At 62.0% G+C, this 25,728-nt stretch carries 22 protein-coding genes and 1 pseudogene; 14 read left to right on the top strand and 9 right to left on the bottom strand.

Translation table 11 applies throughout. The features are described from left to right. Positions 1-252: 252 nt before the first annotated feature. Together A7K61_RS06280 and pcsA are read left to right on the top strand one after the other, a co-directional pair. Positions 253-1,173 (top strand): class I SAM-dependent methyltransferase, encoded by a 921-nt coding sequence (locus tag A7K61_RS06280; protein ID WP_047710767.1) that lies wholly within the window; start codon positions 253-255, stop codon positions 1,171-1,173. 148 nt (positions 1,174-1,321) lie between these two features. Beyond that, the gene (gene pcsA, locus A7K61_RS06285; protein ID WP_003191017.1) at positions 1,322-2,038 is read left to right on the top strand and encodes a phosphatidylcholine synthase; all 717 of its coding nucleotides are present in this window, start codon (positions 1,322-1,324) and stop codon (positions 2,036-2,038) included. Positions 2,039-2,042: 4 nt separating this feature from the next. Here the strand turns inward: pcsA and A7K61_RS06290 are convergent, their stop codons facing one another. Next, complete coding sequence (locus tag A7K61_RS06290; RefSeq protein WP_139129465.1) at positions 2,043-2,264, bottom strand: hypothetical protein; 222 nt, start codon at positions 2,262-2,264, stop codon at positions 2,043-2,045. Between A7K61_RS06290 and A7K61_RS33560 the strand changes: the two are divergent. Together A7K61_RS33560 and A7K61_RS06295 are read left to right on the top strand one after the other, a co-directional pair. After that, positions 2,263-2,355, top strand: a pseudogene (locus A7K61_RS33560) (LysR family transcriptional regulator); the annotation flags it as partial. The gene A7K61_RS06290 and the pseudogene A7K61_RS33560 sit on opposite strands and share 2 nt — an antisense overlap. A gap of 361 nt (positions 2,356-2,716) precedes the next feature. Then, positions 2,717-3,496 (top strand): TSUP family transporter, encoded by a 780-nt coding sequence (locus tag A7K61_RS06295; protein ID WP_003191011.1) that lies wholly within the window; start codon positions 2,717-2,719, stop codon positions 3,494-3,496. On the opposite strand, the gene nudC is transcribed toward A7K61_RS06295, so the two are convergent. Together nudC and A7K61_RS06305 are read right to left on the bottom strand one after the other, a co-directional pair. Then, entirely contained in the window at positions 3,464-4,297 is an 834-nt protein-coding gene (gene nudC, locus A7K61_RS06300) for an NAD(+) diphosphatase (RefSeq protein WP_069557188.1), read from the bottom strand. The two genes, A7K61_RS06295 and nudC, sit on opposite strands and share 33 nt — an antisense overlap. A gap of 5 nt (positions 4,298-4,302) precedes the next feature. After that, entirely contained in the window at positions 4,303-5,115 is an 813-nt protein-coding gene (locus A7K61_RS06305; protein WP_069557189.1) for a crotonase/enoyl-CoA hydratase family protein, read from the bottom strand. Positions 5,116-5,299: 184 nt separating this feature from the next. On the opposite strand from A7K61_RS06305, the gene A7K61_RS06310 reads away from it, so the two are divergent. The 3 genes from A7K61_RS06310 to A7K61_RS06320 all read left to right on the top strand — a co-directional run bounded on the left by A7K61_RS06310 (position 5,300) and on the right by A7K61_RS06320 (position 7,892). Continuing rightward, positions 5,300-5,854 (top strand): UPF0149 family protein, encoded by a 555-nt coding sequence (locus tag A7K61_RS06310; RefSeq protein ID WP_044273543.1) that lies wholly within the window; start codon positions 5,300-5,302, stop codon positions 5,852-5,854. A gap of 252 nt (positions 5,855-6,106) precedes the next feature. Next, positions 6,107-7,363 (top strand): 3-phosphoshikimate 1-carboxyvinyltransferase, encoded by a 1,257-nt coding sequence (locus tag A7K61_RS06315; protein WP_069557190.1) that lies wholly within the window; start codon positions 6,107-6,109, stop codon positions 7,361-7,363. A gap of 139 nt (positions 7,364-7,502) precedes the next feature. Continuing rightward, positions 7,503-7,892, top strand: coding sequence for a hypothetical protein (locus A7K61_RS06320; RefSeq protein WP_047710762.1), 390 nt, complete (start codon positions 7,503-7,505; stop codon positions 7,890-7,892). A 1-nt stretch (position 7,893) separates the two neighbouring features. Here the strand turns inward: A7K61_RS06320 and A7K61_RS06325 are convergent, their stop codons facing one another. Further along, on the bottom strand, positions 7,894-8,493 hold the full coding sequence (locus A7K61_RS06325; RefSeq protein ID WP_047710761.1) for an NAD(P)H-dependent oxidoreductase: 600 nt from the start codon (positions 8,491-8,493) through the stop codon (positions 7,894-7,896). A gap of 72 nt (positions 8,494-8,565) precedes the next feature. Here A7K61_RS06325 and A7K61_RS06330 point away from each other — a divergent pair, with 72 nt between their 5' ends. Further along, positions 8,566-9,168, top strand: coding sequence for a TetR/AcrR family transcriptional regulator (locus tag A7K61_RS06330; RefSeq protein WP_069557191.1), 603 nt, complete (start codon positions 8,566-8,568; stop codon positions 9,166-9,168). Here the strand turns inward: A7K61_RS06330 and A7K61_RS06335 are convergent. After that, on the bottom strand, positions 9,158-9,835 hold the full coding sequence (locus tag A7K61_RS06335) for a GNAT family N-acetyltransferase (RefSeq protein WP_047710759.1): 678 nt from the start codon (positions 9,833-9,835) through the stop codon (positions 9,158-9,160). The two genes, A7K61_RS06330 and A7K61_RS06335, sit on opposite strands and share 11 nt — an antisense overlap. 56 nt (positions 9,836-9,891) lie before the next feature. Further along, a complete protein-coding gene (locus A7K61_RS06340; RefSeq protein WP_044273537.1) occupies positions 9,892-10,776 on the bottom strand; it encodes a LysR family transcriptional regulator in 885 nt (294 codons plus the stop codon). Positions 10,777-10,889: 113 nt separating this feature from the next. Here A7K61_RS06340 and A7K61_RS06345 point away from each other — a divergent pair, with 113 nt between their 5' ends. From A7K61_RS06345 to A7K61_RS06370, 6 genes are all read left to right on the top strand, one after another. Then, on the top strand, positions 10,890-12,122 hold the full coding sequence (locus A7K61_RS06345; RefSeq protein ID WP_069557192.1) for an MFS transporter: 1,233 nt from the start codon (positions 10,890-10,892) through the stop codon (positions 12,120-12,122). A 38-nt stretch (positions 12,123-12,160) separates the two neighbouring features. Beyond that, on the top strand, positions 12,161-12,871 hold the full coding sequence (locus tag A7K61_RS06350) for a FadR/GntR family transcriptional regulator (RefSeq protein ID WP_047710756.1): 711 nt from the start codon (positions 12,161-12,163) through the stop codon (positions 12,869-12,871). Between the two features lie 107 nt (positions 12,872-12,978). Then, positions 12,979-14,172, top strand: a complete 1,194-nt coding sequence (lhgO, locus tag A7K61_RS06355; RefSeq protein WP_047710755.1) for an L-2-hydroxyglutarate oxidase — start codon at positions 12,979-12,981, stop codon at positions 14,170-14,172. A 56-nt stretch (positions 14,173-14,228) separates the two neighbouring features. Next, positions 14,229-15,554 carry an MFS transporter gene (locus A7K61_RS06360; RefSeq protein ID WP_069557193.1) on the top strand — a complete coding sequence of 442 codons (1,326 nt, stop codon included), beginning with the start codon at positions 14,229-14,231 and terminating at the stop codon, positions 15,552-15,554. 81 nt (positions 15,555-15,635) lie between these two features. Then, a complete protein-coding gene (locus tag A7K61_RS06365; protein ID WP_034135509.1) occupies positions 15,636-16,487 on the top strand; it encodes a CAP domain-containing protein in 852 nt (283 codons plus the stop codon). Positions 16,488-16,660: 173 nt separating this feature from the next. Continuing rightward, positions 16,661-18,865, top strand: coding sequence for an ATP-binding protein (locus tag A7K61_RS06370; RefSeq protein WP_069557194.1), 2,205 nt, complete (start codon positions 16,661-16,663; stop codon positions 18,863-18,865). Here the strand turns inward: A7K61_RS06370 and A7K61_RS06375 are convergent. The 3 genes from A7K61_RS06375 to treS are packed head-to-tail and all read right to left on the bottom strand — an operon-like array spanning position 18,844 to position 25,637. After that, complete coding sequence (locus tag A7K61_RS06375) at positions 18,844-20,004, bottom strand: diguanylate cyclase (RefSeq protein ID WP_069557195.1); 1,161 nt, start codon at positions 20,002-20,004, stop codon at positions 18,844-18,846. The two genes, A7K61_RS06370 and A7K61_RS06375, sit on opposite strands and share 22 nt — an antisense overlap. A 42-nt stretch (positions 20,005-20,046) precedes the next feature. Next, on the bottom strand, positions 20,047-22,293 hold the full coding sequence (gene glgB, locus A7K61_RS06380; protein WP_069557196.1) for a 1,4-alpha-glucan branching protein GlgB: 2,247 nt from the start codon (positions 22,291-22,293) through the stop codon (positions 20,047-20,049). Continuing rightward, positions 22,290-25,637 (bottom strand): maltose alpha-D-glucosyltransferase, encoded by a 3,348-nt coding sequence (gene treS, locus A7K61_RS06385; RefSeq protein ID WP_069557197.1) that lies wholly within the window; start codon positions 25,635-25,637, stop codon positions 22,290-22,292. The genes glgB and treS overlap by 4 nt, the downstream gene beginning before the upstream one ends. Positions 25,638-25,728 lie beyond the last annotated feature (91 nt).

The raw sequence follows: 25,728 nt of genomic DNA on the forward strand, positions 1-25,728 counted from the left end.
TGGCCGTTACCTAAATAACGGATATATACCCGGTCCAACTGTGTTGACCGTCAGGCCGCCTTCGCGAGCAAGCCCGCTCCCACAGTTGGATGGTGGGGTGTCAGGTAGAGAAGTGTCGGCTGGTAGGCCGCCATCGCAGGCAAGCCAGCTCCCACAGTTGGATCGCGGGGTGTCATCCCCCTTCACAGACCAGCCACCCTCCCACCCAATTGTGTTTAAAATGCCGCCCGCCCCGATGACCGACGCTTAACGATGACCCCAGACGCCCTCGCTACCCTGCACGCCCACCTGCTCACTGCCCTGGCTGACGCGCCTGCAGAAACCCGGCGCCTGTTCCATGGCCGTGGCCGCTGCTGGCCAGGCCTGGAGCAACTCACCGTAGACTGGCTGCAAGGGGTCGTGCTGGTCGCCCTGTTCAAAGAAACCGAGCACCTGCAAGCCCTGAAGCACACCCTGTTGCAGATCGAATGGAGCCGTTTCGGCGTGCACACCGTAGCCCTGCAACACCGCTACCTGCCGCAAAGCACCACCGAATGGCTGGTGGGCGACGCCATCGATGAACTGACCATCACCGAAGGCGGCCTGCGCTACCTGATCGACCTGGGCAAAAAACAGAACAGCGGGCTGTTTCTCGACATGCGTTACGGGCGCAACTGGGTGCGCGAACAGGCCAAAGGCCAACGCGTGCTCAACCTGTTCGCCTATACCTGCGGTTTTTCCGTGGCCGCCATCGAAGGCGGCGCCGACCATGTGGTGAACCTGGACATGGCCCGTGGGGCCCTCAGCCGTGGCCGCGACAACCATCGCCTGAATGGGCATGACCTGAGCCGGGTGAGCTTCCTGGGTCACGACCTGTTCAAGTCCTGGGCCAAGGTGACGAACAACGGCCCTTACGACCTGGTGATCATCGACCCGCCCTCCTTCCAGAAAGGCAGTTTCCTCCTGACCAAGGATTACCAGCGCGTGCTGCGCCGCCTGCCGGACTTGCTCAGTGCCCACGGCACCGTGCTGGCATGCATGAACGATCCGGCCTTCGGTGAAGATTTCCTGATCGACGGCGTGACCCGCGAAGCACCGGGCCTGCGCTTTGTGCAGCGGCTGGAAAACCCACCGGAATTTCCTGATATCGACCCCCAGAGCGGGTTAAAGGCACTGGTGTTCCGTCAGGGCTGATGCCCAAATGTCCTACGCTTGCTACGCTAACGGATACGCCGGGCGGTGAACCTTATCCTCCCCTTCCCGGTCGATACCTGCATTCCCTGGCCAGACTCGACGGCGCTACGTCGTCGGCTGCCCCGTTTGACCTTTTGGAGAACCGCCCGTGATATCGACCCTGCATGTAGCCAGACTCAAAGCCTGGGGCGCCCACGGCTTTACCGCCACCGGTGTGGTACTGGCCTTTTTGGCCACCCTGGCGCTGCTGGAAAACTCCCCCAAGGCGTGCCTGCTGTGGCTGGGCCTGGCACTGGTGGTGGATGGCGTCGACGGCTCGCTGGCGCGACGGGTGAATGTCAGCACGGTGCTGCCCAGCTTTGACGGCTCGGTGCTGGACCTGGTGATCGACTACCTCACCTACGTATTCATTCCTGCACTGTTTATCTACCGCTACATCGACCTGCCCGATTTCACCCACCTGTTTGCAGTGTCGGTGATCCTGGTGTCGTCGCTGTTCTGCTTTTGCAACGTGAACATGAAGAGCAAGGACAACTACTTCGTCGGCTTCCCTGCCGCCTGGAACGTCGTTGCCCTGTGCGTCTATATCATCCAGCCGGATGCCTGGGTCACCTTGCTGACCGTGATTGGCCTGGCGCTGCTGACCGTGACGCCGATGAAGTTCCTGCACCCGTTCCGGGTCAAACGCTTCATGCCGATCAACATCGCGGTGACCACCATCTGGCTGCTGTGCAGCTTCCTGATGGTGGTGGATTATCCCAACACCAACCCTTGGACATTCGGCTTGTGGTCGCTGATGTCGGCCTACTTCCTGGGTATCTGCATCTGGCGCACGGCCGTGGAATGGCTGGGCGCGCACAAATAACGCTCTAGAACGCCCCGTTGTCGTGGGGTACGACATCGGGGAACACCGCCGCTACCTGCCATTGTTCAGCGATCTTTGCATGCGCATCGACTCTGAACAGATCCCGGAAGGTGTGGGTTTGACCATTGACCCGCCCTTCTGACTGGACCGCGACAAACTCACCTTCAGCCACCACCTGCCTGATCGCGACATACTCCTTGTCGCTCACCGCCAACGCTTGCTCCATGGTCGCCGAGCACGGCGGGTTTTCGGCGGCAGGACGAGTGCTGGGCATCCCCAAGTCGCGCCTCAGCGCACGCGGCGCGGCGCTCGAACAAAGTGTCTACCCGCTCCCACAGGGGTTTTGTGCCAAGCGCTGATTTTGTCGGCAATGCATAACCAATGTGGGAGCTGGCTTGCCTGCGATAGCGGAGGTTCAGTTGAATTTTCATTGACTGACACACCGCCTTCGCGAGCAAGCCCGCTCCCACAGGGGATCTGTGCCAGGCCTGATTTTGTGGGCAATACATAACCTATGTGGGAGCTGGCTTGCCTGCGATAGCGGTGGTTCAGTTGAAAATTCAGTGACTGACACTCCGCTATCGCAGGCAAGCCCGCTCCCACATTTGAATCGCCTAGACCCGCCACATCGCAGTAAGATGCTGGCTTTCTGCGGCCCTCCAACAATAAGCCCTGCCCATGCCTTTCGAACTCAGCGTTGACCTCACTACCCTGGCCATCCTGGCCGTTGTCGCTTTTATCGCCGGTTTTATCGACGCCATCGCCGGCGGTGGCGGTTTGTTGACCACGCCTGCCCTGCTCACCGCTGGCATGCCGCCGCATCTGGTACTGGGCACCAACAAACTCAGCTCCACCTTCGGTTCGGCCACCGCCAGCTTTACCTTCTACCGCCGCAAGCTGTTCCACCCACGCCAATGGGTGCACGCCATCGTCGGTACACTGATCGGTGCGCTGACCGGCGCGGTCGTCGCCCATTACTTGCCCGCCGAAACCCTGAACAAGATGCTCCCGGTGATCGTCTTCGCCTGCGGTGTGTACCTGCTGTTCGGTGGCACGCCCAAGGCGCCACTGGACGCCGAGGCACCGATCAAGAAGAAATGGCAAGCCACCCAGGGCTTCGGCCTGGGCTTCTACGACGGTGTGGCAGGGCCCGGCACGGGGGCGTTCTGGACGGTCAGCACGATGCTGCTGCACCCCATCGACCTGGTGAAGGCCAGCGGCGTGGCGCGCAGCATGAACTTCGTCAGCAACGCGGCGGCGCTGACGGTGTTCATCATCAATGGGTCGGTGGACTGGATTGTCGGCCTGGCGATGGGGGTGTCGGTGATGTGTGGCGCGTTCTTTGGCGCACGCAGCGCGATCAGCGGCGGCGCCAAATTCATTCGCCCGGTGTTTATCACCGTGGTGCTGGGCCTGACCGTGCGCCTAGCCTGGCAGCACTGGTTCAGCGTGGCCTAAGCGACGGGCCACGTAGAGGTCGATGAGGTAACGCGCAATCGAGCGTGACGCCGGCAACGGCGGCAGCTCGTGGATATTGAACCACTGCGCATCTTCGATCTCGTCGGCCTGGGGCACGATATCGCCACCGGCGTATTCGGCATGAAAGCCCAGCATCATCGAGTGAGGGAACGGCCAGCATTGGCTGCCCATGTACTGGATGTTCTTGACCTCCACCTGCACCTCTTCACGCACTTCCCGGATCAGGCAGTCTTCGGCGGATTCACCCGGTTCGGCAAAACCGGCCAGGGTGCTATAGACCCCCGTGACGAAACGCGGCGAACGCGCCAGCAGGATCTCATCGCCACGGGTCACCAGCACGATCATGCTTGGCGAGATACGCGGGTAGCTGCGCAGGTCGCAGGCCTGGCAATACATCGCCCGCTCCCTCGGCACCTGTACCATCGCCTGGCCGCAACTGCCACAAAAGCGGTGCTCCCGCGCCCAGGTACCGATCTGCGCGGCGTAGCCCAGCACCTTGTACAGGGTGTGATCGCCTTGCAGCATAAAACCGCGCAGGCCCTGCCAACTGCACCCTGGCACCTCTGCCGGCGCGTTGAGCTCCAACAGGTACACCGGCTCGCCATCAAGGTGACCGATACCGTGTTCGGCAAACACCGACAGGTCCTGGCGTTTGAGCCATTCGCGCGGGAACAGCGGGCCATTGGTGTCGTGTAAAAAGCCTTCGCGGCTGCGGGCGACGGCCCAGCCGCCAGGGGCGTCGTTGTCCAGCAGCGTTGTAGTAATCCAGCCTGGGGTCATGTCGGTCAATCCACGAATTCGGGTTTCTGCTTACTCATGTGGGCCGCGATGGCCACGCGCAGGTCGTTGGATTGCAACATAGCCGAGTTCCAGGTGGCAACGTATTCCAGGCCGTCATTGACTGTGTGGTCACGCATGTAGCTGATCATGGCCTTGGTGCCGGTCACGGCAATCGGCGACTTGGCGGCGATTTGCTGGGCCAGGTCCATGACACCCGCCAGCAGGCTTTCATGATCGGCAAACACGCGGTTGACCAGGCCGATGCTGCGCGCTTCTTCAGCGCCGAACTGACGGCCGGTGTAGGCCAGTTCGCGCAGCATGCCGTCGCCGATAATGCGCGGCAGGCGTTGCAAGGTGCCGACGTCGGCGGCCATGCCGATATCGATTTCCTTGATCGAGAATTGCGCGTCCTCGGCGGCATAGCGCATGTCGCAGGCACTGATCAGGTCGATGGCGCCGCCGATGCAGTAGCCCTGGATCGCCGCCAGCACGGGCTTGCGGCAAGTGTCCACAGCGTTGAACGAGGCTTGCAGTTCAAGGATCTTGCGGCGCAGCAGACGCGCATTGCGCCCCACGTCCTTGCCAAAATCATTGGCGATCGAGGCCAGCATCATCAGGTCGATGCCCGAGGAAAAGTGCTTGCCCGCCCCGCTGAGCACCACGGCACGCACGGCGTCGGTTTCGTCGATCCATTGGAAGATGTCGATGATTTCGGTCCAGAACGCCGCGTTCATGGCGTTGATCTTTTCCGGGCGATTGATCTGCACATGGGCAACGTTGCCGCTGAGTTCGACAACGAAGGCTTGGTATTCGGACATGGCAGTGATCCCTGACTGGCGATTGAGAAAGGCCAGACTATATCAAGGGTGCGCCACGGCGCATCGGCCAAAAGCGGGACTGGCACCGGCGCAGGAAAAGACGCTGGATAAAACCCCGTACACACGCCATCCTTCGCGCTTTAAGCCACCCCAACCGCGGCGCTCGACGTTTAAAGGACATGCCATGCAACTTCATCCCCTCGCCCCTGCCGATTTCGACGCCATCGAGGCCATCTTGCTGCAATACGGCGACGACCACTCGGTGCTGAACATGGCCGAACTCGACGGTTACTTCACCGCGCTGGTCTCAAGCCCCGCCCAAGTGGACGTGGCCGAGTGGTTCCCGGCTATCTGGGGCGGGCAGAACCCCGAATGGGACAACATGGACGAAGCCCAGGCTTTCCTTGATCTGTGCGTGCGTCATATGAATACCCTGGCCGCGCAGTTGGCCACCGACGCCCAGGCATTCAAGGCCCGTTTCGATGACACCGAGCATCAGGGCCAGGTGGTGACCCTTGCCGAGGAATGGTGCTTTGGCTATGTGCGCGGCGTGGCGATCGCCAACTGGCCGCCATTGCCCGCTGTACAAGCCGGGCAACTGGAGCGGATTTCCTGGTGCGCCGAGCAGGACAATTTCGAGCTGCCGGCAGACCTGGATGTAAACGCCCATCAACAGCGGGTCAGCGAGATCGAACCGGCTGCGCGTGCGCTGCATGACTACTGGCTGAGCCAGCGTTAAGGCAGGCAAACCTTTTTTGTAGGAGCGAGCTTGCTCGCGAAAAACTTCCAGGCGCCGCGTTCATTCAGGAAGCCCGCTTTATCGTTGGCGTTTTTCGCGAGCAAGCTCGCTCCTACAGTTAGGGCAAGTCCCTCACACATTTGGGCACGCAGATCACCCGCTCACTCGACAAGCATGGCGTGTTTGCCTGATGATTCGGGTCCGCACGTCGGCCACTCCACGCCACCTCGCCTTGACCAGGAGCCTTGTACCTTGAGTTCGCAGAAAACCGTGACCGTTACACCGCCCAACTTCCCCCTCACTGGCAAGGTCGCGCCCCCCGGCTCCAAATCTATTACCAACCGCGCGCTGTTGCTGGCGGCACTGGCCAAGGGCACCAGCCGTTTGAGCGGTGCGCTCAAAAGCGATGACACGCGCCACATGTCGGTCGCCCTGCGGCAGATGGGCGTCACCATCGACGAGCCGGACGACACCACCTTTGTCGTCACCAGCCAAGGCTCGCTGCAATTGCCGGCCCAGCCGTTGTTCCTCGGCAACGCTGGCACCGCCATGCGTTTTCTAACGGCTGCCGTGGCCACCGTGCAAGGCACCGTGGTGCTGGATGGCGACGAGTACATGCAAAAACGCCCGATTGGCCCGCTGCTGGCTACCCTGGGCCAGAACGGCATCCAGGTCGACAGCCCGACCGGTTGCCCACCGGTAACCGTGCACGGCGTGGGCAAAGTCCAGGCCAAGCGTTTCGAGATTGACGGTGGCTTGTCCAGCCAGTACGTATCGGCCCTGCTGATGCTCGCGGCGTGCGGCGAAGCGCCGATTGAAGTGGCGCTGACCGGCAAGGACATCGGCGCCCGTGGTTATGTGGACCTGACCCTCGATTGCATGCGTGCGTTCGGGGCCCAGGTGGACGCCGTGGACGACACCACCTGGCGCGTGGCCCCCACCGGCTATACCGCCCATGATTACCTGATCGAACCCGACGCTTCCGCCGCCACTTATTTGTGGGCCGCAGAAGTACTGACCGGTGGGCGTATCGACATCGGTGTAGCCGCGCAGGACTTCACCCAACCCGACGCCAAGGCCCAGGCCGTGATCGCGCAGTTCCCGAACATGCAGGCCACGGTGGTGGGCTCACAAATGCAGGACGCGATCCCGACCCTGGCGGTGCTCGCCGCGTTCAACAACACGCCCGTGCGTTTCACTGAACTGGCGAACCTGCGCGTCAAGGAATGTGACCGCGTGCAGGCGTTGCACGATGGCCTCAACGAAATTCGCCCGGGCCTGGCGACCATCGAGGGCGATGACCTGCTGGTCGCCAGCGACCCAGCCCTGGCTGGCACCGCCTGCACCGCACTGATCGACACCCACGCCGACCATCGCATCGCCATGTGCTTTGCCCTGGCGGGGCTGAAAGTCTCGGGCATTCGCATTCAAGACCCGGACTGCGTGGCCAAGACCTACCCTGACTACTGGAAAGCCCTGGCCAGCCTGGGCGTTCACCTAAACTACTGACACAGCCACCTGTAGGAGCGAGCTTGCTCGCGAAAAACGCACAGGCTCCGCGTTTCTTCAAGACACACGCGTTATCGCTGACGTTTTTCGCGAGCAAGCTGGCTCCTACAGTTGCAGTGACACCTTGCCGGGAGCGTCAATGACCCTTCGCCAACCCTGCCCACCCGGCGCCTGTGTCTGCAACCGTGAACAACTGCTGCAAGCGCCCGGCGCTGACCTGCGCATTCTCCAACTGACGCGACAGCAGGAAAAAATCCTGCTGGAGCGCCTGGAAAACCTCAAGAGCCTGCAAGACCTCGAACACCTGCAACAGCGGATGTACGACCAGTTGGGCATCCGCGTACACATCGCGCCAGGGCATACCGAGGTCAAGAGCATGCGCGGGATCCAGATCGTCATCGACGAACTGCCGGGCATGTGTCGCAAGACCCGCCAGTCCATCCCCGCGTCCATTCGCCGAGGCCTGGAGAAAAACCCAGAGATTGCCTACCGCTTGCTGGACGCCCACGACCTGTTTCGCGACGTCTGAATTATCCCGCCACGGCTTCTCGCTCGAACAACTCTTGCCCCACCGCCCGGGCCTTGTGCAAGTGCGCCTGGGCCGTGCCACTTTCCGAGTCCAGCAACAACTGCGAGGTGAGTACCCGCGCCCCGCAATAATCAAAGATGCCGTAGTCGATCTGGGTGTTCATGGCCTTGGCATAACCGTGTCGGTCAAAGGCACTTTCGTCAGCCGCCCCCAGGGCCAGCAGATGCACCTGCAAATGCCGCAGTTTCTTCTGCACCGGTGTATCGGGGCTGTAATCAATCGCCCAGCCATTGACGAATACGCGGTCTACCCAGCCCTTGAGCAATGCAGGCATCGACCACCAGTAGATGGGAAACGCCAGCACCAGCGCATCGGCGCGGTCAATACGGGCCTGTTCGGCCTGCACGTCGGCTGGTGGCGTGGCGCGTGTACGGTGCACCCGATGGTCGGCGGCGGTGTAACGTGGGTCGAACCCTTCAGCGGCAAGGTCAGCGATTTCGAAAGTGTGACCACAGTCGGTCAAGCCGGCGCCCACCTCGGCGGCCACGCTATGGGTGAGGGATTGTGGGTCGTGATGGGCAACAACGATCAGTGCGTGCATGACTTTGACTCCGTTTCGGCTTAATCTACTTTTAGTAAGTTACGTCGAATAAGTTACTTTTGGTATATAAGCATGTCAAGCCATGAATCTCCTGCCCCACGTCGTCGTTTATCTCGTGAAGATCGCTTGCGTCAGTTACTCGACGTGGCCTGGCAATTGGTGCGTGACGAGGGCACCGACGCCCTGACCCTGGGCCGCCTGGCCGAGTTGGCGGGCGTCACCAAGCCGGTGGTGTACGACCACTTTGCGACGCGTGCGGGGTTGCTGGCCGCGCTGTATGCAGACTTCGACGCGCGCCAGGACCAGGTATTTGCCAATGCCATCGCCACCAGCAACGCGACCCTTGAGGACCGCGCGTGGGTCATTGCCTCGTCGTATGTCGATTGTGTGTTGTTGCAAGGTCGGGAAATACCCGGGGTGATTGCCGCCTTGAGCGGTTCGCCGGAGTTGGAAGCATCCAAGCGCGAATACGAGGCGATCTTCCTCGATAAGTGCAGAGACGCGCTGTCGCCCTTCACCCACGGCGGCAGTATTTCCCAGGCCGGGTTGCGCGCCATGCTCGGCGCGGCGGAAGCGCTGTCCCACGCGGCGGCCAATGGTGAAATCAGCCGCGAGGAAGCTCAGCAAGAGCTGCTGGAGACTATCCTCGGGATGGTCAGGCGCGTCAGGCCGTAGGCAGACGGCTCTGGACGAACAGTTGCGCCTTGCGCGCCAACTGGTCCAGGTGCCGGTCGCGCTGTTTCTCTGCGTCGACCATGGCGCGCTTGCCGTGTTTTTGCAGCAGGTAGGTGTGGATCTGCCGCACTTCCAGCGAGCTGTAGATCGAGGCCACATCCAACACGCCCATCAGCCCTTCGCTGCCATAGTTACGGGTGTTCATCACGACCTGGGTACCCCGCGCACCGCGCACCTGGAACCCCATGGCTTCGAACACCGCAACCTTCTCTACCGCACAGGCCAGTTCGGCGTGGGGATAACGCGCCAACACCTCGTCCAGCATGCTGCGTGCCACACCCTGGCGACGAGATCCTGCCTGCACCGCCATAAACGCGATGCCACAGGCGTGCGGATCATCCTTCACCGGCAGATACAGGCAAAAGCCCACCACCGCGTCGTCTTCCATCGCCACGACCAACTCCACCGCAACGCCTTTTTCGCCATTCAGCGCCTCAAGGTACAGGTGCACCTCAAACCCGATGGCGTACTGGTAGATGTTGTACAGCAGGTTGCTCGGTGCCAACGCCACGCTGCTGATGTCGGTGAGGTTGTCTACCACCATCTGCAGGATCTGGCTGTTGATCGGTTCGGGGCACGGTGTGGTGTAGCGGGTAAGGCTGAACATGCAAATTCCTGGGGTTTCGCGTCAAGGCAGCGGCGATTGTACCTGTTGCGGGCTGCTCATGGCCCGCACACCTCGCGCAAACAGGTGCGCAGCCAGCGATGGGCCAGGTCGGCGTCCTGTCGCGGGTGCCACAGCATCGCCACGGTAAACGGCGGCAATGTCACCGGCAGCTCAAAGCAGTGCAAGCCTCGAGGCGGCACGGTGATATAGCGCTCAGGCACGCTGGCGATCAGGTCGGTGCCCCGCGCCAGGGCGATGGCCGTGTTGAAACCGGCGACCACAATGCTGACCTGCCGAACCAGACCTTGCGCCTCAAGGGCATCGTCGATCTGGCCACGGTCCTGCCCGCGCCGCGACACATAAACGTGTTGTCCCTGGGCGAAACGTGCTGCGCTGAGGGGGACGCGGCTCAGCGGATGGCCCTCGCGCACCACGCCCACCAGCCGGTCACGGAACAGCGCCTGGGTCAGCACCTCCGGGCTGGCGCCCACATCGACCACACCGGTTTCCAGGTCAACGCCACCGTCGCGCAGCAACGCACTGTGCTTGTCGCTCTTGTGCACGAAACGCAAGCGCACCCCTGGGGCGTCCTGGGCGATACGCGCGAGCAATGCAGGGCCGAAGCGTTCGACGAACTCCTCACTGGTGCGCAAGGTGAAGGTGCGTACCACTTCACCCAAATCCAGGGTGTGCGCGGGGCGCAATACGGCGTGGGCGTCCTGCACCAATTGGCTGACCTGCTCGCGCAGTTGCAACGCCCGGGGCGTCGGCACCAGGCCGCGGCCGGCACGCACCAGCAACGGATCGCCCGTGGCCGCACGCAAACGCGCCAGGGCCCGGCTCATGGCCGAAGGGCTCAGGCGCAAGCGCTGGGCGGCGCGAGCGACGCTGCCTTCGGCAAGCAGCACGTCCAGGGTGATGAGCAAATTGAGGTCGGGCATGCGGGCTCCTTATCAGGCGTTCGGTGCAGCTATAACCTGCAATCCATGCGTCTTCCGCCATGTTAGGCGACGCCGTAGATTCGTGACAGGTGCATTTACTCAAGGAAACGCGCATGCAAACCTCCACACGCGGCGGCCTGGTCGCTTTGTCGTTGTCCATGTTGCTGGCCGCCCTGGGCACCAGCATCGCCAATGTCGGCCTGCCCAGCCTGGCGCACGCCTTCGGGGCCTCGTTTCATGCCGTGCAGTGGGTGGTGCTGGCCTACCTGCTGGCCATCACCGCCGTGATCGTCAGCGCCGGGCGCCTGGGCGACCGTCTGGGGCGCCGGCGCTTGCTGCTCGCCGGCTTGCTGGTGTTTGCCCTGGCCTGCGCCGGCTGTGGCATCGCGCCAACCCTGCCCTGGCTGATCGGCGCACGGGCATTCCAGGGCCTGGGCGCGGCGATCATGATGGCGATGACCCTGGGCATGGTGGGTGACACCGTCACTAAAGAAAATACCGGCCGAGTCATGGGCCTGCTCGGCACCATGTCGGCACTCGGCACGGCCATGGGGCCAAGTGTCGGCGGGGTATTGCTCAGCCTGTGGAGCTGGCGCGCGCTGTTTTTGATCGGCCTGCCCTTGGCGGGCGTGGCTGCCGCCCTCGCCTACCGTTATTTGCCGGTGGATGCTGACCGCCGCGACGCTTGGCCAGGCGATACATTTTGGGCGCCCCTGCGCGATGCGCCGTTGCGCGCCGGCTTGGCCATGAGTGCTCTGGTGTCGGCGGTGATCATGGCCACGTTTGTGGTGGGCCCGTTCTACCTGTCCCGTGGACTGGGCCTCGATCCCGCCTGGATGGGCTTGGCCATGGCCGTGGGGCCTGCGGTCGCGGCGCTTACCGGTGTACCGGCGGGTTACCTGACCGATCGCCTCGGCAGCCAACGCCTGACCCTTGTGGGATTGGGCGTGATGCTCTGCGGGGCCTTATTGCTGTCGCAGGTGTCCGGGCTTGGCGTTTATCTCGCGGCCCTGATCGTGTTGACGGCCGGCTACAGCCTGTTCCAGGCGGCCAACAACACAGCGGTGATGAGCGACATACAGGCGACCCGCCGAGGCACGGTGTCCGGCCTGCTGAATCTGTCGCGCAACCTGGGCCTGATTTTCGGCGCATCGGCCCTCGGCGCGGTGTTCGCCCGCGTCACTCCGGATGTCAGTCACGCCGCGCCACAGGCGGTGGCCGCCGGTCTGCACGCCACCTTCGCCGTGGCAACGGGTTTGCTGCTGGTGGCCGCACTGATCGCCTGGAAACGTGCGCAAAGGCCGAGCAGCGCGAAGCAGACAAATATTGACAAGCTAAAATCGTAACGACTATTGTCTGACAACCTGATCACCAAGGTTTTCCCATGCTTGAGCTCCAGCGCCCCGATTCGCTTGTCGTACGGGTTGTCAGCGCCATTCGCGCAGAAATCGAATCCGGCCAACTGGCCCCGGAGTCGCGCCTGCCGACCGAACAGCAACTGGCCGAACAACTCAACGTCAGCCGTTCCGTGGTGCGTGAAGCCATTGCCCAGCTCAAGGCCGACGGTGTGCTCACCGCCCGCCGGGGGCTGGGCTCGTTTATTTCGCAGACCCCTGCGGGCACGGTGTTTCGGTTTCCGCAACCCAACGGTCGACGACCTGACCTGGCGCAGATGTTCGAAGTGCGCCTGTGGATCGAAACCCAGGCCGCTTCGATTGCCGCCCAGCGCCGCGACAGCGCCGACCTGCAACGCATGAAAAGCGCGTTGCAGGCCATGCAGGACAACCGCGACAACTTTGAAGCCGCAGCCCTGGCCGATGTGGAATTCCACCGCGCCATTGCCGACGCCAGCAAAAATGACTACTTCGTGGCCTTCCATGACTTCCTCAGGAGCCAGTTGGCCAGTGCGCGTAAAACCGCGTGGGAAAACTCGGCCTCGCGCTTTGCCACCGGGTCGGCCGACGCGACCCAGGAACACCAACAGCTCTACCAGGCCATTGCCGATGGCGACGCCCAATGTGCGGCTGCCTGTGCCGAGGCGCACCTGCGTGCCGCGGCGCGGCGCCTGCAACTGGAATTACCGACCACGAATTGATCCGTACTGTTTGCAGCGTGTCCCCGGACACGCCATTTTTTTAACAAAAACATTAGTCTGACAACCTGATAAGCAGACTGAAATGTTCAGCCTTAGGTAACCCTGCAATGATTCATGACTTTTGCATTATCGGCGGCGGCATCGTCGGCCTGGCCACCGCCATGGAGCTGCTCAAGCGCCAACCTGGCGCGTCGCTGGTGATCCTGGAAAAAGAGTCGGTGCTGGCCAAGCACCAGACCGGCCACAACAGCGGCGTGATCCATGCCGGCATCTACTACGCGCCCGGCAGCCTCAAGGCCGATTTGTGCAAGCGCGGCGCCGAAGCCACCAAGCAGTTCTGCCGCGAACACGGGATCAAATTCGAGGTGTGCGGCAAGCTGCTGGTGGCCTCAAGCCCGCTGGAAATGCAACGCATGGAAGCGCTGTACGCCCGTGCCCAGCTCAACGGCATGCAGGTCGAGCGCTTGAATGCCGAACAACTGTGCCAGCGTGAACCGAACATCGTCGGCCTCGGCGGCTTGTTTCTCGATGCCACCGGGATTGTGGATTACCGCCAGGTGTGCGAGACCATGGCCCAGGTGATTCGTCGCAACGGTGGGCAGATCTGCCTGGAACGCACCGTCACTGCCATCCACGAAAACACCGATACGGTCACCGTCAACACCGAGGGCGAGACTTGGCAGGCCCGCCACCTGGTGGTGTGCGCCGGCTTGCAGTCGGACCGCCTGGCACGCCTGGCCGGCATCCGTATCGACCATCAGATCATCCCGTTTCGTGGCGAATACTTCCGCCTGCCCGCCGCCAAGAACAACATCGTCAACCATCTGATCTACCCGATCCCCGACCCGGAGCTGCCCTTCCTCGGGGTGCACCTGACCCGCATGATAGACGGCAGCGTCACCGTCGGCCCCAATGCCGTGCTGGGCCTTGGCCGCGAGAACTACCGCAAGTTTTCGGTGAACTGGCGCGACGTGGCGCAGTACGCCAGCTTCCCGGGTTTCTGGAAAACCCTCTGGCAAAACCTCGGTTCGGGCACCACCGAGATGAAGAACTCCTTGTTCAAGTCCGGTTACCTGGAGCAGTGCCGCAAGTACTGCCCGTCCCTGACCCTCGATGACCTGCTGCCCTACGAGGCCGGTATCCGTGCCCAGGCAGTGATGCGCGACGGCAGCCTGGTGCACGACTTTCTGTTCGCCCAAACCTCACGAATGCTGCATGTGTGCAATGCGCCCTCGCCGGCCGCCACCTCAGCCATGCCCATCGGCGCGATGATCGCCGACCGCCTGTTCCACCCCCAGTAAGACCGCACCGCCCGTTCACCCAACAATAACTACAAAGACCCAGAAGGAAGTCCAGCATGTCGGCATCCGCCTCCATCCCCGGTACCGAAACGCCCGAACAAACCCGCAAGCGCCTGCGCAAAGTCGCCGCGGCCACCATCTTCGGCTCGATGCTGGAGTGGTACGACTTTTACCTGTACGCCACCATGGCGGCGATTGTGTTTTCGAAGATCTTCTTCGATAACAGCGACCCGAAGACTGCCACGCTGATGGCCTTTTCGACCTTTGCCATCGGCTTTATCGCCCGCCCTTTTGGCGGCATCCTGTTTGGCTACCTGGGCGACAAGTTCGGGCGCAAGCAAGTGCTGGTGCTGACCTTCTGCCTGATGGGCGTATGCACCACCTTGATTGGCTTGATTCCCAGCTACGCCTCCATCGGCATCTGGGCCCCGATCCTGCTGGTGTTTATCCGCATCATCCAGGGCCTGGGGGCGGGTGCCGAGCTGTCGGGCGCGGCAGTCACCTCCTACGAACATGCCTCCCAAGGCAAGCGTGGCAGCCAGGGCGCATGGCCGGCATTGGGCCTGAACCTGGGCCTGTTGCTGTCCTCGCTGACCATTTACCTGCTGACCATCAACGGCAACGAGTTCCTGCTGGCCGGCGGCTGGCGCATTCCGTTTATCTGCAGCATCGTGCTGGTGGGCGTCGGCCTGTGGGTGCGCAACAGCATTCCCGAAACTCCGCAGTTCGAAGCGCTGAGCACGGAAAAAGCCAAGGCCAAGCCATCCCCCCTCAAAGCCTTGTTCAAGAACGACCTCAAGGGCCTCGCCGTGGTGTTTTTTGTCGCGATTGGCTACAACGCCTTGAGCTACATCTTCAAGACCTTCTCCCTGGCGTACCTGACACAGTTCAAAGACGTGGATGTGCATGTCACCTCGCTGTCGGTGACCATCGCTAGCCTAGTGGCCATCGTCGCCGTGCCCTGCTTTGGCTGGCTGTGTGACAAGTGGAGCAGCAAGACCGTACTGATGCTCGGCGGGCTGTGCTCGCTGTTGTTCGCCTACCCGTTCCTGGCCCTGCTCAACAGTGGTGAAAGCCTGATGATCTACCTCGCCATCGGTGTGGGCACCGGTATCCTCGCGCCGATGATGTTTGCGCCCCAGGGCTCGTTCCTGAGCCGGCAGTTCCCGACGCAAACGCGCTCTTCGGGTTTTGGCACCGGGCGGGAAATCGGCACCGCCATTGCTGGTGGCCTGGCACCGCTGGGCGCACTGTCGATGGTAGCGGCCTCGGCCACCCACTCCACCGATGGTGTGGTGGTGATCCTGGCGATTTCTGCCTTGTTGGTGGTGGTGTTTGCCCTCTGCGATCAGGGCGCGAAACACTCGGCATTCAAGAACTGAGCAAAAAAGTTCGGACCAACGGGTGCATGGATGCACCTGGATCGCGCATCATGGGCACTTCCAAGCTCAAGGGTAACGTCCATGCGCGTTCTGTCATTGATGATGGGTCTTACGACGCTGGCCGCCACTACGGTGTTCTGCGCCAGCGCGATGGCGAATGAAGAAAGTCAGTTAGTCCAACAGATCAACCAATACCGCAGCCAGGTACAACGCTGCGGTGACCAGGGTTCCCAGGAGCTGCCACCGCTGGCCAGCGACACACGGCTGGTATTGCCGGCCTCCAATGTCGGCGATTTGCAGCAGTCGCTGGCGCGGGCTGCGTACCCGATGGTGAACGTGCAGGCCATCAGCCTGTCCGGGCCCAAGGATGCCGAGGCTGCGATGAAAGCGGTACGCGAAAGCTTCTGCCGCGTAGTGCTCGATCCGCAATTTGTCGACATCGGCGTCAGCAACAGCGGCCAGGACTGGCGCATCGTGCTGGCCCGCCCGCTGCTGACCAGTGGACTGGGCGACTGGCAAACCGAAGGGAGAAAACTGCTCGACCTGATCAACACCGCGCGTGCCGAGCCGCGCCAGTGCGGCACCCAGGCGTTCACCGCGACCACACCGCTGTCGTGGAACGACACGCTGGCCAGCGCGGCCAACAGCCACACGCGCAACATGGCCAACGGCAACTTCTTCGACCACCTGGACCACGACGGTCGTACGCCCGGTGACCGCGCCGAACTGGCCGGGTATATCGCGAAGAACATCGGCGAAACCATCGCCGCCGGCCTCGACACGCCGCGCAAGGTCGTCGACGGTTGGCTCGCCAGCCCCGGCCACTGCGCCACCCTGATGAACCCGCAATTTCGCGACTTGGGCGCCGCCTACGCGATGGACCCCAAGAGTGACGCGGGCATCTATTGGACGGGTTTATTCGGCACGCAGTGAAGGTTGGGCGCCGGCCCAACCCGGCCAACAATGACGGCGTGCAAATAGACAATGAAATCAAAGTGCTATCAGGGAGATAATCGCGCTGAACTGAATGCGGTCATTCCGGTCTGTTGCTAGTCGGTCGGGCTCTTCAAAGCTAAACAATACGTGGCAAGCAAGGTGTGAACCCAATGATGAATTGGCTGCAAGGCAGCAGCGAAATGGCAGAGCGGGTTCGTCAGCATGATTGGGCCAGCACGCCCCTGGGGCCGCTTGAGCACTGGCCCGATGTGTTGAAGACAACCGTTGCGCTGTCCTTCGCGTCAAGTTTCCCCCAGGCCATCGTCTGGGGGCCTCAGTTGATTACCCTCTACAACGACGCGTTCACGCCCATCCTGGGCAGCAAACCCGATGCGTTGGGCCGCCCGTTCAACGAGATCTGGCACGAGGTGTGGGACGATATCAGCCCTATCGCCGACGCTGCGTTCGACGGGCACGCCACCTATATCGAAAACTTCCCGCTGTTGATCCAACGCAACGAAGCGCCGGAACAAGCCTATTTCACCTTTTGCTACAGCCCGATTCGCAACGCCCAGGGCGTGGTGGTCGGTCTGCTCGACACGGTGACCGAAACCACTGCCACGGTGTTCCTGGCCCGTCGTCTTGAAGTGCTGGACGCCATTAGCAACTGCGTGACCAACGCCACCGACGCCGAAACCATCATGACGTCGACCACCCGTTTGTTGGCCCAGCACCTGCAGGTATCCATCTGCGCCTACGCCGACATGGACGAAGATCAAGACGGCTTCTCCATTCGCGGCGACTGGTCGGCGCAAGGCTCGCCGAGCATCATCGGCCATTACAGCCTGGCGGCGTTTGGCGAGTGCGCGGTCAACTGCTTGCGTGCCGGCGAGCCACTGGTGATACGCAATAACCTGATCGAGTTGCCGCCCCAGGATGCCGCAAGCTTCCAGGCGCTCGGTGTGACAGCCACTATTTGCATGCCCTTGATCAAAGACGGGCGGCTCACCGCCCTGATGGCCGTACACGACAAAGTGCCGCGTTTTTGGTCGTCCTACGACATCGCGCTGTTGGGCGAAGTCACCGAGCGTTCCTGGGCGCACATCGAGCGCGTGCGCGCCGACGCCGCCGTGCGTAAGGGCCTGGCCGCCTATGCGGAACTCAATGCCAACCTCGAGCAGCGCGTGAATGAGCGTACCCGTGCGCTGGCCGAAGCCGAAGCTGCACTGCGCCAGTCACAAAAACTTGAGGCCATCGGCCAACTGACCGGTGGCGTCGCCCATGACTTCAACAACCTGCTGACCATTATCCGCTCATCCGTGGATTTCCTGCGCCAACCGGGCCTGTCCGAAGAGCGTCGGCAACGTTATATGTGCGCGGTGTCCGACACCGTGGAGCGGGCCAGCAAGCTCACCAGCCAACTGCTCGCCTTTGCCCGTCGCCAACCGTTGAACCCGCAGGTCTTCGATGTCGGCCAGCGCGTGCAGAACATCGGCGAGATGCTCGAAAGCGTCACCGGCGCACGCATTCATGTGCAGGTGCAATTGCCTGATCAGCCCTGCTATGCGCGCATCGACCCCAGCCAGTTCGAAACCGCGCTGATCAACATCGCCCTCAACGCCCGCGATGCGATGGACGGCCAGGGTACCCTGACCCTGAAGGTTGCCGGGCAGCAAACGCTGCCACGTATCCGCGGGGATGCCGAGTCGTGCATGCCCTACATCGCCATTTCCCTGGCCGACACCGGCCCCGGGATTCCCAGCGATACCTTCGAGCGCATCTTCGAGCCGTTCTTCACCACCAAGGCCGTGGGCAAAGGCACGGGCCTTGGCCTGTCGCAGGTATTCGGCTTTGCCAAGCAGTCAGGCGGCAATATCGATGTGGCCAGCACCCTGGGCCACGGCACGGTGTTTACCTTGTACCTGCCGCAAGTAGAAGGCGAAGCGGCGCCGGAACAAGACTCGCATACAGACTTGCCAGCGCCGCAAGAGGCGGCTCATCAGCACGTGCTGATCGTCGAAGACAACCTTGAGGTAGGACGCTTCGCCAGCCAGATCCTCAAGGACCTGGGTTACCAGACCACGTGGGCGACCAATGCCGAACAGGCGCTGAACCTCGCCGGCACAGACGTCCAGGGGTTCGATGCGATTTTCTCCGACGTGGTGATGCCCGGCATGACCGGCGTGGCCATGGTCAAGCTACTGCGCCAGCGCCGCCCGGACCTGCCCGTGGTACTCGTCTCCGGCTACAGCGAGGAACTGGCGGACAGCGGCTATGAAGGCTTTGAATTCCTCGCCAAGCCCTACTCCGCCGACCAGGTTGCGCGAGTGCTGGCAAAGGCGATGAGCAAGGATCAGTCGACGACCGCCACCTGATTGCGGCCCGATGCCTTGGCCTGGTACAGGGCCTTGTCGGCGCTGTTCATCAAGCCGTTCAAATCCAGATGCTGAGCGTGGGTGGATGCCACGCCCAGGCTGGCGCTCACCCCCTGGACCGGGTCGGCGGGCAAGTCACCAATTTTCTGGATCAACTGCTCGGCAATGCCGCGCGCGGTTTCCAATGAGGTATTGGGCAGCAACACGGCAAACTCCTCGCCTCCCAGGCGACCGTAGATATCGGTCTGGCGAAAGGATGCGCTGATCACCGCGCCAATCTGGCGCAACACCTGGTCACCGGCTTGGTGGCCGTAGGTGTCATTGATGGCTTTGAAGTGGTCCATGTCCATCATCAACGCACACAGCGGCTGCTGCTCGCGCAGGCACTGGGCGTAAAGCAACTGGGCTTGCTCGTAAAACGCCCGACGGTTCATCAGCCCGGTCAGTTCATCGGTCTGGGCGGCGCGGGTGGAAATATGATGAGCGCGCTCCATCTGCCGCGTCAGGCGAAAGGCTTTCTCCAGGGCATCGGAGAGTTTGTGCGTCGCCCCGACCACAAACGAGGCAAACACCAGCACCGCCAGCGCCACGCCGACTTGCATCGGCGACGGCTGGAGCAGCATCCATACCGTACAGGGAAGCAACACCAGCGCCATGGAACCCAGCGTCATGTAGCGATAGGCCGAATAACAGGACACCGCACTGACCGACATGCCCACGGTAAACAGCATCACCAACACCTGGGATAAACGGTCATCCACCGGCATCACCGCCAGCGCCCCGCCGCCCCAAATCCCCGCCGACAGCATCAGCGTGACCCAGTAGCGGCGTTCCCAACGGGCGGGTGTGCGCCCCGCGTCCGGGCAGCGAAACCATTGCACGAACAGATGCAGGCGCACCAAGGACGAGCCCGCCAGCACCACCAGCCACACCAGGATGACCTGATGATCGAACCGATCCCAGCACAGCCAGCAGAGCATGACGGCGCCCAGGTAGCTGCCGAAGATCGCCGAGAATGATTGACGAAACAGCTGGTGCAAACGGTCGGTTCGCACCTGCTCTTCGATTTGCTGACCCTGATCTTGCCCGAGGCTATTCATGGGATTGGCCTGTGTGAACGGCGACGACAAAGGCGCCATTGTGGCACCTTGCCAGCAAGCCGAACAGCAGCATCCGCCGCGCTAGAGCGTTTCATGCTCCTCGGGCCGCAAAATCAGCACACCCAAGGGCGGCAAGTTCAGCGACAGCGACACCGGTTGCCCATGGCGCGGCTCATCCTGGGTAGATACCGCGCCGCCATTGCCGTAATTGGAGCCGGCGTAGGTGTCGGCATCACTGTTGATCACCTCACTCCAACGCCCGCCAAACGGCACACCGACTGCGTAGCCTTCGCGAGGCACCGGGGTGAAGTTGGCAACCACCAACACCGGTTTGCCATCCTTGCTCCAGCGCAGCCAGGCGTAAACGCTGTTGATCGCGTCATCACCGATCAGCCATTGGAAGCCCTGGGGCGCATCGTCCTGTTCGTGCAACGCAGGTTCTTCGCGGTACAGGCGGTTCAGGTCGCCCACCAGCTTCTGCACGCCACGGTGCTCGGGGTACTGCAGCAAATACCAATCCAGTTGCTGGTCGTGGTTCCACTCGCGCCATTGGCCAAATTCGCAGCCCATGAACAGCAGCTTCTTGCCGGGGTGCATCCACATGAAACTGAGGTAGGCGCGCAGGTTGGCAAATTTCTGCCAGCGGTCGCCGGGCATCTTGTCGATCAGCGAGTGCTTGCCGTGTACCACCTCATCATGGGAAATCGGCAGGATAAAGCGCTCGGACCAGGCATACACCAACCCGAAACTCAGCTCGTTGTGATGATGGGCGCGGTACACCGGATCTTGCTGGATGTAATGCAAGGAGTCGTGCATCCAGCCCATGTTCCATTTGTAGTTGAAGCCCAGGCCACCCTGTTGGGTCGGCTGGCTGACGCCCGGCCAGGCCGTGGACTCCTCGGCAATCACCAAGGCGCCCGGCGCTTCAAGGGCGACCACGTCGTTCAGGTGCCGCAAGAAGTCGATGGCTTCCAGGTTCTCGCGACCGCCATGGCGGTTGGGCACCCATTCACCGGCCTTGCGTGAATAATCGCGATACAGCATGGAGGCCACGGCGTCCACGCGCAGGCCGTCCACATGGAAATGCTTGAGCCAGTGCAAGGCCGACGCGAGCATGAAACCGTGGACCTCGGTGCGGCCCAGGTTGTAGATCAGCGTGTCCCAATCCTGGTGAAAACCTTCCAAGGGGTTGGCGTATTCGTACAGTGCGGTGCCGTCAAATTGCGCCAGGCCGTGGGTATCGGTGGGGAAATGCGCTGGCACCCAGTCGAGGATCACACCGATATCGGCCTGATGGCAGGCATTGACGAACCAGGCAAAGTCTTCCGGCGAGCCAAAGCGTGCGCTGGGGGCAAACTGGGATAACGCCTGATAGCCCCAGGAGCCACCGAAGGGGTGCTCCATGATCGGCATCAGTTCGATATGGGTGAAGCCCAATTGTTGAACGTAAGGAATCAGCCGCTCGGCCAGCTCACGCCAGCCATATTGCCGGGCCACTTCACCGGCCTCGTCCAGCTCGCACTGCCAGGACCCCACATGCAGCTCGTAGATCGACAACGGCGCGGTGGATTTCTGCTTGTCGCCCCGCGATTGCATCCACTCATGGTCCTGCCAATCCACTTGCAAAGGTGCGGCGACCTTGGAAGCGGTGTCCGGCGGCAGTTGGGTGGCCAGCGCCACGGGGTCGGCCTTGAGCGGCAGAATGCCGTGGGCGCCGAGAATTTCATACTTGTAGGCCGCGCCCGGCTGCAGGCGTGGGATGAAGATTTCCCACACGCCCGATGGATGGCGCAGGCGCATCGGGTGGCGGCGCCCGTCCCAGATATTGAAGTCGCCCACCACCGAAACCCGCCGTGCGTTCGGCGCCCAGACGGCAAAGCGCACGCCCTGCACGCCGTCGACGCTGACCACCTGAGCCCCCAGGCAGTTGCCCAGGTCACGGTGATTGCCTTCGGCAAACAGGTACAGGTCCATTTCCCCCAGCAGCAATTGGCTGAAGCTGTAAGGGTCTTCGGTGATCTGCTCACCGCCGGCCCACTGGATTTTCAGCAGGTAGGGCTGGCGAGGGTTGAAGTGCCCGACAAACAGGCCCGGCACCTGGGTGGCGTCGAGGCTGCCAAACGGCTCGCCCGTGTCACGCGCCAGCACCTGAACACTCAGGGCCTCCGGCAGGAACGCACGGATAAACTGGCCGCCCTGCTCGTCATCATGGGGCCCCAGGATCGAAAAGGGATCGGGGTGCTCGGCGCGCACCAGCGCATCGACGTCCTTGGACGCCGGCAATGCAGTCAACTTGGGCTGCAGCGGTTCTCTCTGTGTAAAACTCATGACGTCTCCCCACCGCGTACAGGTTTCGATATAGGTGTCAGCCCGCTCAGCAAGCCGTGCAGCCCTTGCAGGGGCACCGGCAGCCAGGTCGGGCGGTTTTCTGCTTCGTAGGCCACTTCGTACGCGGCCTTTTCCAGGCTGAACAAGGTCAGCGCTGCGTCGTGGCCGTTGGCATCCTGCCAGTCATGCGCCAGTGTAGACGCAGCGGCCTGATAAGCCTGGGTAAATGCTACGCGGGCTTCATTCAGGTAGCGGTCGGTCACGCGTTTGCGCGCTGCGTTCGCTTCTGGCGTGTGATCCACCCCTTGCACATTCAGCGCCATGGCCGCCGCATAATCGAAGGAACGCAGCACACCGCTCACATCCTTATAAGGGCTGTGCTTGCCGCGCCGCTCATGCAGCGGCCGCGCCGGCTCGCCCTCAAAGTCGATCAAGTAGGCATCGCCCTTGACCACCAATACCTGGCCCAGGTGCAAGTCACCGTGGACGCGAATACGCAACCCGCCCGCCGTGGCTTTGGCCAACGCCTGAACATGCGAGGCGATGGCTTTTTTCTGCGCCAGTAATTCACTGACCAACGCCTGGTCGGCGGGGTTCAACTGGCTTTGATGAAGCTTGAGCAACTGCAGGGCACGGTCGATCTGGGCCCCGACATCCTTGGCCCAGGCTTGGGTGTCCTTGGCCGTGGTGACTTCGGGCTTGAAGGCTTTATCGCTCGTTGGCGCACCCAATACCACGTGCATTTCACCCAGGCGCTGACCGAGCAAACCGGCAAAATCCGCCAACTCGCCGAGGGCGTTGTAGTGCTGTTCCTGTTCAGAGATCGCGTCGGCCAGCTCATCGCGGATCGCCCGCTCCAGGTTGTTCTGGGTCCAGCTCCAGGCATCGCCCTGGTTGCTCAAGTAACCCTGGGCAATCATCAGCAGGTTGTCCTGCCCCTGCCCGTCGCGGCGGCTCATAAAGCCCAGCAGCGGCGAAATGTTCGGGTAGCCGGCGGCGGTCAGGTAGGCGCTCATTTCCAGCTCCGGGTGCACGCCGGCGCTGACTTTACGAATCAGCTTGAGCACCAGGCTGTCACCGACCACCACCGAGCTGTTGGATTGCTCGGCAGACAAATAACGCACCGGCGATTCACGGGTCAGTTGCAGCGCGGCCAAGTGTTCAGTCGCCTCAAACCGTAGATCGCCGTCAGGGGTACTCAGCACGGTAGCGGCCTGCATGGCCTGGATCACCTCAAGGATAAAATGCTCAAGGCTGAAGGCATCGGTCACCAAACCCACCTGGCGGGTGCGTCGCACCCGGGCCAACGCCAATTGCTGGGGCAAGGCGCTGGTGAACTGGTCTTCGCCAAGGAAGCCCAAGGGCAGTTGGTAGCGGTTAACCTGGCCAGCACTGGTCACTTCGATCTCACTGAGCAACACCGGATGCTGCGGGTCGCCAAAACGCACGCCGTAGGCGATGTGCACCGTGTCGATTGCCGTGTCTTTGCCGGCAAACCAGCGACGCTTGGGCAGCCAGGCCGGCAATGAAGTGTGCTCCAGGCTGGTGCGGCAAGGTTCTTCCAATAACTCTTCCATGCGTTTTTTCAGTACCAAAGTGGTGAAGTCGGGCATGCTTTGCGCCGGTTCCACATGCCAGCTGGGCATCTGGTTTTCCGCGGCCAGCACGAACCAATAGAAACCATAGGGCGCCAGGGTCAGCAGGAAATTCAGCTGGCCGATCGGCGGGAAGGCATTACCGCCGAGCATCTCCACCGGCACCATGCCGGCAAAGGCCGACAGGTCCAGCTCCGCCGCCTGGGCGCTGCGCGACACGTTGGCCACGCACAGGATGATCTCGGTGTGGCCGTCTTCACCGGTGTATTCACGGGTGTAAGCCAGGATGCGCCGGTTAGCCGGTGACAACATTTTCAGGCTGCCACGGCCAAACGCCTTGGATTGTTTGCGCACTGCGAGCATGCGCCGGGTCCAGTTGAGCAATGAGTGCGGGTCCTGGGCCTGGGTCTCGACGTTGACCGACTGGTAGCCGTATTGCGGGTCCATGATCGGCGGCAGCACCAGGCTGGCCGGGTCGGCACGGGAAAAACCGCCATTGCGGTCGATGGACCATTGCATGGGCGTGCGCACGCCGTCACGGTCGCCCAGGTAGATGTTGTCGCCCATGCCGATTTCATCGCCGTAGTACAAGGTCGGCGTGCCGGGCATCGACAGCAACAAGCTGTTAAGCAGTTCCACCCGCCGACGATCACGCTCCACCAGCGGCGCCAGGCGCCGTCGAATGCCCAGGTTGATGCGGGCGCGGCGGTCTGCGGCGTAGTAGTTCCACAGGTAGTCACGCTCTTTGTCGGTGACCATTTCCAGGGTCAGCTCATCATGGTTGCGCAGGAAAATTGCCCACTGGCAATTGGCGGGAATCTCCGGGGTCTGGCGCAGAATGTCAGTGATGGGGAAGCGATCTTCCTGGGCCAACGCCATGTACATACGCGGCATCAGCGGGAAGTGGAATGCCATATGGCATTCATCGCCGTCGTCGCCCTTTCTGTCTCCAAAGTACAGCTGCGTGTCTTCCGGCCACTGGTTGGCTTCGGCCAGGAGCATGCGGTCGGGGTAATGGGCGTCGATCTCGGCGCGGATCTGCTTGAGGACGTCGTGGGTTTCCGCCAGGTTCTCGTTGTTGGTGCCGTCTCGTTCGATCAAATAGGGAATGGCGTCCAGGCGCAGGCCATCGATGCCCAGGTCGAGCCAATAGCGCATTACCGACAGCACCGCTTTCATGACCTGCGGGTTATCGAAGTTGAGGTCCGGTTGGTGCGAGTAAAAGCGGTGCCAGAAGTACTGGCCGGCCACCGGGTCCCAGGTCCAGTTGGACTTTTCGGTGTCGAGGAAAATAATGCGCGTGCCGTCGTATTTCTGGTCATCGTCCGACCACACGTAAAAGTCCCGTGCGGCCGAGCCTGGCTTGGCCTTGCGCGCACGCTGGAACCAGGGGTGCTGGTCGGAGGTGTGGTTGATCACCAGTTCAGTGATCACCCGCAGCCCGCGTTGGTGGGCTTGGGCAATAAAGCGCTTGGCATCGGCCATCGTCCCGTAGTCGCTGTGCACGCCGCGGTATTCGGCAATGTCGTAGCCGTCATCACGGCGCGGCGAGGGGTAGAACGGCAGCAGCCAGATGGTGTTCACGCCCAGGTCAGCGATGTAGTCAAGTTTGGCGATCAGCCCGGCAAAGTCGCCAATGCCGTCGTTGTTGGAGTCGAAATAGGATTTGACGTGAACCTGGTAGATCACCGCGTCTTTGTACCAGAGCGGGTCTTTGATAAAGGTGGCTGCCTTGGGTTTCTTGGCCATTGCAAACTCCTGGAAAACTCAACATTTTGCTAACTGAACTCGGTACATGTGGGAGCGGGCTTGCTCGCGAAAGCGGTGGATCAGTGCATAG

It is taken from the genome of Pseudomonas sp. AP42 (assembly GCF_001728935.1).
In the GTDB taxonomy this organism is placed as follows: Bacteria; Pseudomonadota; Gammaproteobacteria; order Pseudomonadales; family Pseudomonadaceae; genus Aquipseudomonas; species Aquipseudomonas lactis.

Bases quoted from the DNA above. Each gene is read 5' to 3' on its own strand.
- A7K61_RS06335 (WP_047710759.1), bottom strand. From the start codon at position 9,835: ATGTTCAGCCTTACCCGCTACACCACACCGTGCCCCGAACCGATCAAC.
- lhgO (WP_047710755.1), top strand. From the start codon at position 12,979: ATGATTCATGACTTTTGCATTATCGGCGGCGGCATCGTCGGCCTGGCC.
- A7K61_RS06320 (WP_047710762.1), top strand. From the start codon at position 7,503: ATGACCCTTCGCCAACCCTGCCCACCCGGCGCCTGTGTCTGCAACCGT.
- A7K61_RS06350 (WP_047710756.1), top strand. From the start codon at position 12,161: ATGCTTGAGCTCCAGCGCCCCGATTCGCTTGTCGTACGGGTTGTCAGC.
- A7K61_RS06280 (WP_047710767.1), top strand. From the start codon at position 253: ATGACCCCAGACGCCCTCGCTACCCTGCACGCCCACCTGCTCACTGCC.
- A7K61_RS06360 (WP_069557193.1), top strand. From the start codon at position 14,229: ATGTCGGCATCCGCCTCCATCCCCGGTACCGAAACGCCCGAACAAACC.
- A7K61_RS06365 (WP_034135509.1), top strand. From the start codon at position 15,636: ATGCGCGTTCTGTCATTGATGATGGGTCTTACGACGCTGGCCGCCACT.
- treS (WP_069557197.1), bottom strand. From the start codon at position 25,637: ATGGCCAAGAAACCCAAGGCAGCCACCTTTATCAAAGACCCGCTCTGG.
- nudC (WP_069557188.1), bottom strand. From the start codon at position 4,297: ATGACCCCAGGCTGGATTACTACAACGCTGCTGGACAACGACGCCCCT.
- A7K61_RS06330 (WP_069557191.1), top strand. From the start codon at position 8,566: ATGTCAAGCCATGAATCTCCTGCCCCACGTCGTCGTTTATCTCGTGAA.
- A7K61_RS06370 (WP_069557194.1), top strand. From the start codon at position 16,661: ATGATGAATTGGCTGCAAGGCAGCAGCGAAATGGCAGAGCGGGTTCGT.
- A7K61_RS06340 (WP_044273537.1), bottom strand. From the start codon at position 10,776: ATGCCCGACCTCAATTTGCTCATCACCCTGGACGTGCTGCTTGCCGAA.
- A7K61_RS06345 (WP_069557192.1), top strand. From the start codon at position 10,890: ATGCAAACCTCCACACGCGGCGGCCTGGTCGCTTTGTCGTTGTCCATG.
- A7K61_RS06305 (WP_069557189.1), bottom strand. From the start codon at position 5,115: ATGTCCGAATACCAAGCCTTCGTTGTCGAACTCAGCGGCAACGTTGCC.
- A7K61_RS06375 (WP_069557195.1), bottom strand. From the start codon at position 20,004: ATGGCGCCTTTGTCGTCGCCGTTCACACAGGCCAATCCCATGAATAGC.
- A7K61_RS06290 (WP_139129465.1), bottom strand. From the start codon at position 2,264: ATGGAGCAAGCGTTGGCGGTGAGCGACAAGGAGTATGTCGCGATCAGG.
- A7K61_RS06295 (WP_003191011.1), top strand. From the start codon at position 2,717: ATGCCTTTCGAACTCAGCGTTGACCTCACTACCCTGGCCATCCTGGCC.
- A7K61_RS06310 (WP_044273543.1), top strand. From the start codon at position 5,300: ATGCAACTTCATCCCCTCGCCCCTGCCGATTTCGACGCCATCGAGGCC.
- glgB (WP_069557196.1), bottom strand. From the start codon at position 22,293: ATGAGTTTTACACAGAGAGAACCGCTGCAGCCCAAGTTGACTGCATTG.
- A7K61_RS06325 (WP_047710761.1), bottom strand. From the start codon at position 8,493: ATGCACGCACTGATCGTTGTTGCCCATCACGACCCACAATCCCTCACC.